12 protein-coding genes and 1 tRNA gene are annotated in these 14,000 nt (G+C 36.7%); 2 read left to right on the top strand and 11 right to left on the bottom strand.

Going from position 1 to position 14,000, the window contains the following annotated elements; genetic code table 11:
• Positions 1 to 3: 3 nt before the first annotated feature.
• The 6 genes from menC to JNUCC76_RS03645 all read right to left on the bottom strand — a co-directional run bounded on the left by menC (position 4) and on the right by JNUCC76_RS03645 (position 6,050).
• On the bottom strand, positions 4 to 1,104 hold the full coding sequence (menC, locus tag JNUCC76_RS03670) for an o-succinylbenzoate synthase (RefSeq protein ID WP_454155896.1): 1,101 nt from the start codon (positions 1,102 to 1,104) through the stop codon (positions 4 to 6).
• Positions 1,091 to 1,891 carry a 2-succinyl-6-hydroxy-2,4-cyclohexadiene-1-carboxylate synthase gene (menH, locus tag JNUCC76_RS03665; protein WP_454155894.1) on the bottom strand — a complete coding sequence of 267 codons (801 nt, stop codon included), beginning with the start codon at positions 1,889 to 1,891 and terminating at the stop codon, positions 1,091 to 1,093. The genes menC and menH overlap by 14 nt, the downstream gene beginning before the upstream one ends.
• Positions 1,888 to 3,513: a 2-succinyl-5-enolpyruvyl-6-hydroxy-3-cyclohexene-1-carboxylic-acid synthase gene (menD, locus tag JNUCC76_RS03660; protein WP_454155892.1), complete on the bottom strand. Its 1,626-nt coding sequence runs from the start codon at positions 3,511 to 3,513 to the stop codon at positions 1,888 to 1,890. Before menD ends, menH begins: the two co-directional genes overlap by 4 nt.
• Positions 3,491 to 4,648, bottom strand: coding sequence for an isochorismate synthase (locus JNUCC76_RS03655; RefSeq protein WP_454155890.1), 1,158 nt, complete (start codon positions 4,646 to 4,648; stop codon positions 3,491 to 3,493). Before JNUCC76_RS03655 ends, menD begins: the two co-directional genes overlap by 23 nt.
• 104 nt (positions 4,649 to 4,752) lie before the next feature.
• Entirely contained in the window at positions 4,753 to 5,556 is an 804-nt protein-coding gene (locus JNUCC76_RS03650; protein WP_454156509.1) for a bifunctional hydroxymethylpyrimidine kinase/phosphomethylpyrimidine kinase, read from the bottom strand.
• Positions 5,556 to 6,050 carry a hypothetical protein gene (locus JNUCC76_RS03645; RefSeq protein ID WP_454155889.1) on the bottom strand — a complete coding sequence of 165 codons (495 nt, stop codon included), beginning with the start codon at positions 6,048 to 6,050 and terminating at the stop codon, positions 5,556 to 5,558. The genes JNUCC76_RS03650 and JNUCC76_RS03645 overlap by 1 nt, the downstream gene beginning before the upstream one ends.
• A 100-nt stretch (positions 6,051 to 6,150) precedes the next feature.
• Between JNUCC76_RS03645 and JNUCC76_RS03640 the strand changes: the two genes are divergently transcribed.
• A complete protein-coding gene (locus tag JNUCC76_RS03640; protein WP_454155888.1) occupies positions 6,151 to 7,038 on the top strand; it encodes a YitT family protein in 888 nt (295 codons plus the stop codon).
• 25 nt (positions 7,039 to 7,063) lie between these two features.
• Here JNUCC76_RS03640 and topA read toward each other — a convergent pair whose 3' ends face one another.
• The 4 genes from topA to JNUCC76_RS03620 form a co-directional block, all read right to left on the bottom strand.
• Positions 7,064 to 9,148 carry a type I DNA topoisomerase gene (gene topA / locus JNUCC76_RS03635; protein ID WP_454155886.1) on the bottom strand — a complete coding sequence of 695 codons (2,085 nt, stop codon included), beginning with the start codon at positions 9,146 to 9,148 and terminating at the stop codon, positions 7,064 to 7,066.
• Positions 9,149 to 9,315: 167 nt separating this feature from the next.
• Positions 9,316 to 9,849: an HdeD family acid-resistance protein gene (locus JNUCC76_RS03630; protein WP_454155884.1), complete on the bottom strand. Its 534-nt coding sequence runs from the start codon at positions 9,847 to 9,849 to the stop codon at positions 9,316 to 9,318.
• A gap of 169 nt (positions 9,850 to 10,018) precedes the next feature.
• The gene (locus JNUCC76_RS03625; protein ID WP_454155882.1) at positions 10,019 to 10,189 is read right to left on the bottom strand and encodes a hypothetical protein; all 171 of its coding nucleotides are present in this window, start codon (positions 10,187 to 10,189) and stop codon (positions 10,019 to 10,021) included.
• 162 nt (positions 10,190 to 10,351) lie between these two features.
• Positions 10,352 to 10,425, bottom strand: a tRNA-Ile gene (locus JNUCC76_RS03620).
• Positions 10,426 to 10,946: 521 nt separating this feature from the next.
• Between JNUCC76_RS03620 and JNUCC76_RS03615 the strand changes: the two genes are divergently transcribed.
• A complete protein-coding gene (locus JNUCC76_RS03615; protein ID WP_454155880.1) occupies positions 10,947 to 12,122 on the top strand; it encodes a DNA/RNA non-specific endonuclease in 1,176 nt (391 codons plus the stop codon).
• A 55-nt stretch (positions 12,123 to 12,177) separates the two neighbouring features.
• Here the strand turns inward: JNUCC76_RS03615 and JNUCC76_RS03610 are convergent, their stop codons facing one another.
• Complete coding sequence (locus JNUCC76_RS03610; protein WP_454155879.1) at positions 12,178 to 13,851, bottom strand: glycerophosphodiester phosphodiesterase family protein; 1,674 nt, start codon at positions 13,849 to 13,851, stop codon at positions 12,178 to 12,180.
• Positions 13,852 to 14,000: the final 149 nt, after the last annotated feature.

Raw genomic sequence — 14,000 nt, 5'->3', positions numbered from 1 at the left:
TTTTTAATCAGTAATTGTAAACATTTGTTCCGTTTGTAGATCTGAAATCGCATTTAAATCTAATGTCACGCCAATGCCGTACTTCCTTGGCACTGACATCATCCCCTTATTCACAAGCAAACGTTCCTCAATAATATCACGTTCAAAATAACGCCTGCTATCCGAAATATCTCCTGGGAAAGCAATTTCAGGTAAACTACTCATTGCTATATCGACGCTTCTACCTAAACCACTAGTTAGCATGCCACCAATCCATGGCTTATCAACAAGTTGGATGGCCGTCAAAGCGTTGGAAATACCACCAATTTTGCCCTGCTTAACTGTCAAAGCTTTCGCCGAACGACATTTCAACATCGTAGCAACATCGCTAAGATTATTAATTGATTCGTCTAAACTAATGATTTTATTTGTATGGGCTTGGAGTACCGCATGCTGTACAAAATCATTTTCCCCAAGTGGTTGTTCAATGAAACCAACATTTTCAGGTAACCTGTTAATTTGTGCCATATTTTCATCTGTAAAGCTACTGTTTGCATCAATTGAAAATTGTTGTTCAGGATATTTGTTTAGCAATCGGTTCAAATTTTCAAACTCAACTAAATGAGCATCAATTTTAAGCTTAATTCTCTGATATCCTTGCGTTAATGCTTCATCAATACTATCTGCCATACCGACAGCGATTCCGACTGGAACTGTTGCTCCTTGACCATGAATCATTTGTTGTAGAGATTGATGCGTTAATTTACCAATCGCATCCCAAATAGCCATTTCTAAACCTGCCTTAGCGAATGAAGCAAATGGCGTCAGTTGATTCAAACGCTTCGAAAATGATTGTGGATTACTAAAAGAAAATCTTCGAATTTGTGGTAGCAATACTGTTTTTAAAATTTCTCGACTGACATATTGATTTTCAGGTGCATACGAGAAGTCTGCAAATGACTGTACTTCACCATAACCTACAGCTATCTCACCACTATCTTCGTTCAACAGTTCGATGGTGACAATAGTTAATGGCCGTTCGCTAATGGTGTGATGCGCCGTTTCAAAGGCTTGCAACATAGTCAGCGCAATAGGTATTAAAGTTATCTTTTTAATTTGATACATCAAGTACCTCAATAAATGCTGCTGGTTGCTCAAAATGCGTATTATGTCCAGCATTGGGTACAATACTTATTTTGGCATTTGGCAGTAAGTTTGTCATTTCTTCGGCAATAAGGTTAAATTTAATATCTTGTTCACCTACAATAACTTGTGTGGGTGTGTGTAATGATTTCAAACAAGACCAATAATTTGGTTGCACACCACTGCCCATATAACGGAGTGAGTTCGCAACGTTGATTGGATTCTGACTCATTCGTTGTTGATGCATAAATTTTTTTTGCTCTAGACTAACATGTTGTTGTGTAGCAAATAGTGGCATCTGCTCCCAGTCCGTAACAAATTTTTCAAAATTCTGCTGGATTTTTTCAGCCTTTTTGTAATCAGAAGCACACCGTTCACGACGTTCTTGAGCAGTCCTTAATCCAGCAGTTGTGCTCTCTAAGTATAATCGCTGAACCATCTCACTGTGCACCATGGTAAAGCCTAAAGCTAATCGACCGCCCATCGAGTAGCCTAGTAGGTTAATATCTTTCCAGTGCAACTGATTCAATATAGTCGCTAAATCTTGTATTTGATTAGCCATTTCAAATCTGGTAACTTCAACCGACGTTGTATGACCACCAAACCCCAGTAAGTTCAAAGTCAATACTTGCCCTGGTAAATGATTAATAATATGATTAAAATCACAATGAGACCCCATAAAGCCATGCAATAATAGCCACTTTTGATTTTCATCATTATTTTTCGTCAGGTAGGCCTGATAAGGATAATTATTGGCGTTAATAATCATTTTAACATCTCCAATACGTCACGATGGTCATCTCTATTCCTCTGACGATCGCTTTTATATTCAATCAGTCTCGTCGTTTTTGAAGGAGTTTGTAAAATTTGGCTTAATGCTTCTGGAACACTCAATTGATGATAGTCTATATCATATAAATCAGCAATTTTTTTCATGTTAATATTTAATGGGGTGCCAAATAATTGTTCAAAATACTTTGGTGCACCGGCCTGCGGTAAAAATGAGAAAATGCCCCCACCGTTGTTATTAATTACTATAATATCTAACGGTAACTGATAGTTTTTAGCCATCATTAAACCATTCATATCATGAAATAACGTCAAATCACCTGTTAACAAAACACTCCGCTGCTTAACCACTGCGCTCATGCCCAATGCGCTTGATATCACACCATCAATACCATTAGCCCCGCGGTTTGCATAAATACGCTGCGTATGGTTACCAGTAAAAAAATTATCCATGTCACGTATTGGCATGCTGTTAGCCACAAAAATATGCGTGTCATCTGGAACAGCATCATCCAAAGCAGTTATAATATTCATTTCGTTACGAGTTTTTGTTACTTTAGGCAAAGACAACCACTTTTGATTAAAATCAATCTGATTTTTAGACACCGTCAAATGCATGTTTTCCAGGAAATCATTTGGCGACATCTTAATTGCTCGTGCAATATGTCTTGTATGATCTACACCAGCATCTTCATCAACATGCCAAGTTAAAATTTTTTCCTCTTTTAGCCACTGTAATACACGTGCAGACACTGGCGTTTTACCAAATCGAACAACTAAATCAGGCTTCAGATCAGCATTAATTTTGTGTGCCTGAAGTAAAACATCTATGCCATGAATTGTATTTGTATGTCTACTTTGACTAAGCACATCGGCAATGACAGGTACATTATTTTTAATAGCAAAATTTTTCAAACTATCATCATAACTATCCAAAACATTTGGACCAGCCAATATTAATAATCTTTTTGCCGTTATTGGTGGTAAATGATATTGCACGGTTTGCTGTTCAAAAACTACTTGTTGAACATGCACCTCATCTTGTCGATCCAATGCAGGCATTAACGGCTTACGAAGCGGTAAATTAATTTGAATAGGACCGCGTGGTGCAGTAATAGATAAGTTAACCACCTTTTGTACCATGAAATCAATATACTCTGTCACATCGCTGTGCATATCTTGCAAACGTATTAAAACTGCCTGTTTTGTTAATTGACCAAACAAGTTACTTTGCGGTATGGTCTGTGGCGCTCCATTGAACTGCAATTCTTGGGGTCGATCAGTTGATAATACGACTAATGGTATGTTCGCAGCATACGCTTCAGCCACTGCTGGCATATACTCTGCAATTGCAGTGCCAGATGTTCCTAACAGGGCAACAGGTTCCAAAAGTGTTTTGGCGATTCCTAGAGCAAAAAAGCCAGCTGAGCGTTCATCAACGTCAACAAATAATTTAATTTCATTATTCTGTTCTGCATATTCTGCTAAAAGTAATGCTATCGGTGTACTTCTGGATCCAGGAGACACAATAAAATGTCGAATACCACTTTCAAATAGTGCCTGAAGTAAGTGCTTTGTATTAAAAGTTAGTGTATCCGTCATTTGATAGTTCCTCCAGTAACTCAAGCATTGGTTGAAACTTTAAAGTTGTTTCGTGATATTCTTGTTGGCTATCTGATTCAGCCACAATACCAGCGCCTGCAAACAGACGAGCATTTTGGTCATTAACATACATTGATCTAATACCGACAACGAATTCTCCAAAATTATTTTTTGTAAAATAACCTATTGGGGATGCAAATAAGCCTCGGGGATGCAATTCATAATTACGAATATATTCCAAGGCTTCTTTTCTTGGTAAACCGCCCAGAGCCGGGGTTGGATGCAATTTTTGGACAACATTTTTAATAGAAATGTTGTCAGCTAATGTGCCTTGGATTGGCGTATAAAGATGTTGCACCTGCTTATTTTTCAACAAGAAAGGCTTACTTGGCACATGCAGTTGCTTAGTTAAACTATCCAATTGCTGAACAATATTATCCACAACATAACGATGCTCTTGATTGTTTTTTTCGCTATTCAATAGCTCTTTACCCAGTTTAACATCTTCTAGTAGGCCTATCTGTTCGCGACGAATTGTACCGGCCACAGCTGCTGTTTCTACTTGATTATCATTTATTTTAACTAGTCGCTCTGGTGTGGCAGTTATAAATAATTCAGTATCTCTTTTGAGGGCCACATGATAAACATCTTGCTGTTTTTGCAATGCTGGTATGACTTCAGACAGAACCAATTTTGATGATAATGTTACTTGCTGTTGCCGGCTAAAAACCACCTTTTTTAAACTTCGATTAACGTTCAACTCATTAATTAAATTCTGCACCCTTACTCGCCAATCAGCCTCAGCACTTTCATCGATAATTTTCGGTGCTTGTGGTTCTTTTAATTGACTAAGCTGCATTAAATAATTATCAATAGCTGTAGTACTAGATAGTAATTGATTATTTTGCAATAAAACTAAAAATTCAGGTTCAAACCAAAAACCCTTCATAATTCCTGCTTCTGATTGATCATCAAAAGAGCTGGCACCAAAAACAATCGAATCTGTTTTATCTGGCATTTTTGACCATATTTTTTTTTGTCCAAATGCATACATTGTGCTTTTTTTATCACTAGCTTCAAAGAATGCAGCAACTTGAACGTTATCTAACATTTGATTTAATAAACTGCGATCCATCGACCTCAGCGTGCGTCGATATCGTATCAATTCGTCTATGATTACCATTTCACATGTGCCTTTAACATATAAAAAGCAACAGATATTGATCTGTCGCTTTTACTTTAGTTGTTGCGCAGACGCCTAGCGGCCTGCCAGACATTGCCTACTTCAAAATTTTTATTTAATATTACACCATTTTCAATACCCGCAAGTACAAATGCTTTTGCATCCGCTACAGCATCAGTAACACTGGACGTTACAAGGTTAGCCGCAATGCTGGATGAAAAAGTACAGCCTGCTCCGTTGTTCATGGGTATATTTGCCATCACTTTTTCCTGTTCAAATATCGTGTAGTGGTTATTGTGAAACAGAAGATCGAATGTTTGATTACCAGCGAGTCGCGCACCACTTTTAACTACAACACTCTCGACTCCAAAACTACCGATAACTTTTGCCGCAACTTTCATATCGTCTACATTCTGAATCGTTAAACCAGACAATAATTGTGCCTCATCTAAATTTGGAGTTGCAACCGTGGCTAGTGGTAATAACTGATTTTTTATTGCTTGTACCAAAAAATCAGTATTTGTGCTACTCGTTTCTTTGAACACCATCACGGGATCAACAATAATAGGCACATTGACTTTTTTTAAATACTCAGCAACTAAGTCAATAATGTCAACTGTGGGTAGTAAGCCAACTTTAATCGCAACAATATCATCTAATGCTAACGTTGAATCAAGTTGTGCTTGAATAACTTTTAAATCAGTTGGATAAATTTTAAAATTGTCTTTTGTTACGGTCACAATACCTGTGATCACACTTAACCCAAAGTATCCAAATTCATTAAATGTAGCTAAATCAGCTTGAACCCCACCACCTGAAAGTGAATCAGATCCAGCAATTGTTAGTAACTTCTTAACCATCATTGCTCAGCCGATGCCGTAAAACTAATATTCTGTCCATCGTCTGTAATCTGAGTAACAACGGCATCATTTCCACCTGATGTAATGTTCCATGAATAAGTACGTCTATTTTCTTTAGCCCATGCAATAGCTTCACTAATCTTTTTGCCCTTCAATTGTGCTGAATCAGCGACACTGCTTGAAGATGATGAACTTGAGCTACTTGAAGATGACGACGAACTTGATTCACTTGACGATGACTCAGAATCACTTGATTCACTGTCATCCGAGGAACTGCTATCTTCAGAAGTTGAATCAGAATTTTCTTCAATTGTACTATTTGTACTGGTTTTCTGTTCAATTGGTGTGGTTGTTTTTTGTGCTGTTGAATAATTCATGTAGATAAAAATACTCAACGCTACAACAATTAAAATTACAAGCACAATAAAAAAATTACGTACTGGATGCTTTTTCTTATAAAATTGTGGTCGTTTATAATTATTATAATCTGCCATATTAACCTCTAATCACTAACCATTATATCAAATAAAGCGATAAATTTCCCACCATATATATGGTATGATTAATTTTACGAGATATTGTGAGGTTTTGGCTATGCAGACAACTAACATGGAACGCATTTCAATTAAAGACTTAATTATGATTGCCTTTGGCACCGGAATGTACGGCTGGGGTTTAATTAATATAAATATACCTAATAATTTAGCTGAAGGTGGTATATCCGGTATCACACTGATTTTGCGGGCACTTTTCAATTGGAATCCTGCCTATACTAACTTGTTATTGAATGTGCCTCTTCTTTTTATTGGCTATCGAATTTTAGGTAGACGCGCGTTAATTTATACTATCTGGGGAATTACCTCTCTATCAGTGTGGCTATGGTTATGGCAAGTAGTTCCCACACCACCTGCACTTCATCACGATATGCTCATTGCCGGTATCATTGCAGGAATAATTGCTGGTTTTGGTCTAGGTATCGTCTTTAGATTCGGTGGCACTTCTGGCGGCAGTGATGTCGTTGCACGTATTGTAGAACAAAAATTCAGTATCCCTATTGGTCGAACAATGTTTGTACTTGATGCTATCGTTTTGCTGTTATCACTAGTTTATATTGATATTGTGCACATGATGTATACACTAATTGCATCATTTGTATTTTCACAAGTTGTTAACATGACGCAACGAGGTGCTTATGATGCAAGATCCTTTATGATCTTTACACAGTACCCAGAAGAAATGTCACATGCTATTATGGATGAACTTGATCGTGGTACTAGTTTACTTAAAGCTGAAGGCGGTTATTCTCATCGTGGTCAGCGGGTTGTTTATGCCGTAGTTGATCCTTCTGAAGTTAGCACTGTCAGACGTATTGTTGATCAAATTGATCCAAAAGCTTTTGTTTCAATATTTACAACACAAGAGCAACTAGGCGAAGGATTTTCTTACCAACGCCCTCAAAAATCAATATTTAAATTCAAATAAAAGCCACAATATTGTATTGTGGCTTTTATTTTTTGACTGTTTCTTTCTTTTCATCATCTTTTGGCGTTGTACCATCAGCTAATGTTTTTTCAGTTGGTTTATCCCATGTTACAAAATCACAATCAGGGTACCTCTGGCAACCATAAAATGTGCGCCCTCTTTTGGTCTTCCGCTGAACAATCTGTCCCTTATGACACTTTGGACACAATAAACCAATTTCTTGCACAATAGCTTTTGTATTACGACAATCTGGGAAACGTGAACAAGCATAGAACTTACCGTATCGTCCCATCTTAACCAACATTGGCGCACCACAAACCTCACAATCCATTCCCGCCAATTCATCATGCATAATGATTTTTTCCAGAGACGTTTCTGCTTTTTCAACTTCTTTTTGAAAAGGTTTAAAGAACGAATCAATTACTGGTACCCAGTGCTTATTACCGGTTTCTACTTCATCTAGCTCATGTTCAACCGCAGCCGTGAACTTCATGTTGGTCACATCAGGAAAACTTTCTTCAACAATTGTTTGAACAATTTCTCCCAGTTCAGTTGGCACAAACTTACGCGCATCAATACGAACATAGTTCCGCCGTTGGATCGTATCTAGAGTTGGCGCGTAAGTTGATGGACGCCCTACGCCATTTTCCTCTAAGGCTTTAATTAGCGTCGCTTCAGAATAACGTGCTGGTGGCAAAGTAAAGTGTTGTTCAGGATCTGTATTCGCCAAACTCACCTTGTCTCCTTCGCTCAACGAAGGCAAAACATTATCTTTCTTTTTTGCTGTTGGATAGGCTTTTGTAAATCCTTCAAAATTTGTTTTAGAGCCGTTAGCTCTGAAAATAACACCGTTTTGTTCAATTGTCACAGCCATTGTATCTAAAATTTCTGGTGTCATTTGACTAGCAACAAATCGGGACCAAATCAAAGAATATAGCTTAAATTGATCAGGGGTTAGTTTATCTTTGATAGACTCTGGCGTCCGATTGACATCAGATGGTCGTATAGCCTCATGGGCATCTTGAGCTCCCTCCTGCAGCTTTCCTTGTACCGGCTTATGTTGTGAGTATTCTTCACCCCATGTATCATGAATAAATTGTGCCGCAGCATTTTTTGCAACAGATGAAATACGCGTCGAATCTGTACGCATATAAGTAATTAATCCTACTTGACCTAACCCCTTGCCTAGATTAATACCCTCATATAGTTGCTGTGCAGCCATCATTGTTTTGCGCGTTCTAAATTTTAACTGCGTATTGGCTGTTTGTTGCATTGTTGACGTTGTAAATGGTGGTTGAGGTTGACGCTTGCGTTGCTTTGTATCTACCTTAACAATGTCAAAATCGTCATCTTTTTTAATCCGATTCAACACCTCTTGAACACTGGCATTGTCTGGCAATGGCTGCTTTTTTCCATCAAATCCGTAGAATACTGATTTGAATTTGGTGCGATTCTTTTTAAACATAGAATCCAGCGTCCAATATTCTTCTGGTTGAAAAGCCTGGATCTCTCGCTCACGCGCAATGATCAAACCTAAGGCCACAGACTGCACGCGACCAGCCGACAACCCACGCTTCACGGTTTTCCAAAGAATAGGTGATATTGAATAACCTACTAATCGATCAAGAATACGACGTGCTTGCTGTGCATCAACAAGATCTTGATTAATAATGCGCGGTGTTTTAAAGGAATTTTTAATTGTATCTTTTGTGATTTCATTGAAAACAACTCGATTAGGTTGTTCAGGATTCAAATCCAAAATATGCTGCAAATGCCAAGCTATTGCTTCTCCTTCACGATCCGGATCGGAAGCCAGATAAACGGCTTTTGCGGCTTTTGCTTCCTTGCGTAATCCCTTGATAACATCGCCTTTTCCGCGAATATTAATATACTTAGGATCATAATCGTTTTCGACATCAACACCTAAGGTGGATTTAGGCAGATCACGTATATGACCAAGGCTAGCAACTACTTTATAGTTGCGACCCAAATATTTTTCAATTGTTTTTGCTTTCGATGGACTTTCAACAATAACTAGATTTTTTTTGATTTTAGATTTCTTTCGTGGTGCTGCTTTTTTCTTTTTTGTTGCTGTTTTGGTTTCTGCCAAAATAGATTTCCTCGCAATCTTTTATGTTTAAATATAGTATTTTTTGTTACATTAGTCACTAATCAAATTGTTTAAGACTTTATAATTTAAAATTGATTTGATTATAACACAAAACCGTCTGTTCAGAATTAATCTAAGCAGACGGCGTTGTAATTGGAAAATAGGTTTTACCTTTTCCAAGCAAAGAAGTGCAACAGTTTAATAATACCTAGTACCAGTAAAGAGGCTCCAAGTAATTGCCAAAGGAATATTGCACTAAGCAAAGGCGCAAATAGTAACGCGATTCCACCAATTATACTGATGAGAGCTGAAAACATTGCCCATCCTTTTTGTGTGTAATACTTCAGTGATCCAAATTCAATAATTCCTTCGAGTATCCATGTCATACCAACAAGCAAGCCAACAATTATAAACAAATAGGTAGTTGCTGCATACAAGTTTATAAAGGTGAATATACCGGCGATGAAGTAGACAGCCCCAACGACCAAATTACCCACACGAGCCCAACCGTCTTCATCTTTTCTATCGAATACGGATGCTATGTGCGATATACCTATTGCAATAAAAGCTAACCCAATTAAAGCGGCTACTACTGAAGCACTATGCGTTGGCCAAAAAAGTATCAGAGCACCAAAAATAATTGACACAATAGCGTCAAATCCAATAATATTGCGTAATTTCTTTAAAAATATGCCTGACATTATTCATCCTCCTTCTCATTCACTCCATATTATACGCTTTTAATGGCTAATTCTCATTTTTGGACTACTCTTGGTGTTTAAGATGCTTTTGAATTAATTCAGCACCTACTTTTTATGAAAATAAAAATCAACCAGAAACTAACCTGGCTGACTTTTTCATTTTCTATTATCAATGCTTATCTGAATAAAAACCACTCTCGGTCATATAATCCTTAGTGTCTACCCCCATAGTTATCATAGGCACAGCACCAAATAATCGCAAGCCTTTATTCAAATAAGCATTGGCATGGTTTTCTTGCTGATTTTTTCTCAGTATATCGTAATCAATATCTTGACTCATTAGCATATCCTTCTTTCACTTAAAATAGTAGCAAATAAAAACAACCAAAATACTCCGTTTGGTTGTTCTTAGCCTATTTCGTTTTTATTGATTGATATCTATAAAAAAACGATATCAGAAAGACAATTGAAGACAAGCTCCTACTAAATTAAAATAAATAGATGGACCATGTTGGACTCGAACCAACGACCGAACGGTTATGAGCCGTTTGCTCTAACCAACTGAGCTAATGGTCCAGACAGTAATGCCCCACAATAGTACTTTGAAATAAAATTGGTAATTTTACATCATTTATATTTTCGAAACTATCGTAGGTCACAACCATTTTAAATTATATCATCAAAACATAATAAATTAAACTTGAAAAACATAAATATTGAAAAAATAAGATATGGTTTTCCGTGACCACATCTTATTTATTGTATACATTTCAGTATACATATTTAAGGAGCATCTGACTCATTGCCAGAAAATTATTGCTGTGTAAACGAATACTCAATACAAGAAAACGCTTACATATTTATTATATCAGCATTTCAAGTTTCGTCAATGCCCTTTATGATATACATTTTTATATCGAGCAACTAGTCTGCACAAGTATATTTGCATGTCGCACTTTAGAAGTATTATAATTAAGAAAGTATGGTAGCTTACGCTTAAAAATAAAAAAGTTGTTCCTATTTTTTAATAATACTAAAAAATGATTGTTGAATACGTGCTAAATATCCACGCTAAACTGTTCGGGAGAGAATTTATTATGTTAAAGTTACTAAAAAAAGTAACTATCAGTGCTGTGTTAGTGGTTGCCGCTAGTACGATATATCCTGCTTTGGGTGTTGCTGCTGATAGTTATCGGAATGAAAAACTAAGTGGTGCTGAGCAGCATCCTCTTAATTTCAAAAACGAAAAACAACTTGTTTTAGCTGATCAAGATAGTCAAAAGCGTGCCGTTGATGCTCATATTCAGCTCAATTATGCTGAAGAGCCAACTGCAAAACAAGCGAAAAAACTAAACTACAATCCTGTTGGTTGGCACAACTATAAGTTCAAATATAAAAAAGCCAACGCATCTATTGGTAAATCATGGCTATTCAATCGCGGACACCTTATTGGTTTCCAATTCAGCGGCTTAAATGATGAAGCAAAAAACTTAGTCCCAGAGACAGCTTACCTAAATACTGGTGCACTTAAAAAATCAAATGCTAGTAATAAAAAAGCCGTGCTTTACTATGAAAGAGGCCTCACAAAATGGCTTAAGCAACACAAATCAAGTCGTTTAGATTATCAAGTTACGCCAATGTATAGTGGCAACGAACTCTTGCCACAACAGATTCGCCTAGCTTACGTAGGCTATTCTAGCTCTGGAGAGAAAGTTAAGATTAGTCTTAAATCATACCGTGAAGAAGATGGTAATGACAGTGCAACAGTCGTTTACCTAAATAATGACAGTTCAAACGCAATTATTAATTATGCTGATGGGACGGCCAAAAATACATTACACAAAAAGGCTGACTTAGCCGCTCAAAAAGAAGCCTCAGAAGAAGCTAGCTCTGCGGCAGCCTCTTCATCTGCCAGAGCCAGTTCTGAAGCAGCTTCATCTGCCAAAGCTAGTTCCGAAGCAGAACAATCTTCAATAGCTGCTGCACAAAAAGCTGCAAGTGAAGCTAGTGTATCACAGGCAGCCGCCGCGTCATCTCAAGCAGCAGCTAATTCTGCAGCAGCAGCTTCATCTGCACAAGCTCAAGCTGCACAGAATCAATCTGCAGCAACAAAAACATATACTGGTGAAAGTCAACAAATTATCGGAAATTCAAAGTCACATATTTATCATGTCCCTGGTCAAGCTGGATACTATATGAACAATAGCAACGCTGTTTATTTTAATAGCGAAGCAGACGCCCAAGCGGCAGGATATCGTAAATCATTACGCTAATAAAAAGCCCTCACGGGCATACATAATTATTTTTAAAGAACTCAAAAGGATTGAATTAAATATCACTTTGCTGATTCAAAATCATAGAAATAAATGCTCTACGATAAGTCAACTTTTCACTGATATTTTTTAAAATAGTCCGTGCCTCTCGTGGTTTATCGGTAATCACACCATTGACACCTATCATATAGGCCGTTTCAATATCAAGTTTGTCGTTAACTGTCCAACTATACAAACCTTTGTTATGGTGTCTAATTTGGTTGGATAAATGTGAATCAACCTTTGAATATTCTATAGCATAGAATTTACTAATTTGATTTCCATCAACTGTATTTTTAACGGGTGATAATAATCCCGTAGTTAAACTAGTGTATTGATATATTCGTTTAATAACGTTTTGGTTCATTGATTGAATTTCGCTTTTATTTTCCTTCATTTGCTTGCCATATTTGGCTACAAATTGTTTTAATTGCTCATCTGTTACAGTTTGATTCAACTTCAATTCCACTAATAATTTTTGTTTTTTGTTATTAGCCAAATCAATATATTTCGAAAAGCTAGTTAAATAAAATCGATGCCCATCTTCCGTAACTTTTTTGTTTTTCAGAGTCGACCAATTTGTTTTTGATATGTCAAGCGTCTCCCCCGAGACTGTTTTTACTTTAGTATTGTGTGTCAGAACATATACGCCATCTTTTGTGGGTTGAATGTCGATTTCAACGTAATCAGGATGAGTAGCAATAGTTCTTTTCAAAGCAATTAACGAGTTTGGCACGGCATTCGGATATGAAACACCTTTATGTGCAATCACTAAATATTTTTCTCTTGGCGATATAAAATAATTACCTGAAATCAAAGTACTGCCTGCCCCAATAGCTAAGAGTATGAGTCCTTGCAAAAAAATTGAAGAACCATTCAACTTTGCTGCAGAATCTTTCTTGCGGTCAATTGTCAAAAGAGTGACATACAGGTTTAAGATATATGCAGTAATAACATACATTAACGCACTTGTAATAGCAAGTAAGATGTTAGCAATAAGGCGTCTATTATTTACGTCAAAAAAAGTATCAGCAAATAACTGCACAAAATATAATAACGCAAAACAAATGCCACTAGCTACCACCAAACGAATTATTGATTTTAAGAATAACTGTGTTGCTGAGGCCATACCCTCTCTTGCAGATATCTTGATAGCGTCCAATAAGGAATAATTTTTATAAATCGCAAAATAACCAATGTGTCTGAATTTAATTAACAATAAAATCAGTAGAAGATAGCACACTGTGAAAATCGTATTTGCCCAAAATCCACTCACCGTATCAACAAAAGTTTTGGGTAGTGCAAGATATTGAGCAAATGGCACTTTTAAACCAAATTCAACTAACGGGATCATCAAAATAATAAATGCCGCGATTGAAGTATGTAATTTATAAGACAATAACTGCCTAGTAAAATGCTTTCTGCCTTCTTCTCCCCACGAACGTCGAAGAAAGGATAATACAATACCTGCGAACATAAACCAAAGGACAATATAAACCCCAATTATTCCCAATAAAGATCCTAAGTATTTTGAAGCTGAGTCGGTCAGTGAAGCTAAACTACTCGTATCAACTCGATAAAAATCTGGTAACGTTTTTTGAGCAAAATAAATGATTGTTTTAGCAACGAGGTTGTAAATAAACAAAGCGACTGCCCATTTAAAAAGTGTATTTAATTTTATTTTTTTCATAAGTATTCTCTCACGAACTTCTGGGATATTATAAATTTTATTTTAGACATAAAAAAGAAAGCGCAAGCCAGTACTATTCATAGTACGTAACCTGAACAATCTCATGTTACCATTAAAACAAATTAATGTCATACTCTGCTATTATCAGT

It is taken from the genome of Leuconostoc sp. JNUCC 76, from assembly GCF_053667755.1.
Note: the sequence above shows the minus strand (reverse complement) of the source record. Positions and strands in the feature narration are given on the sequence as shown.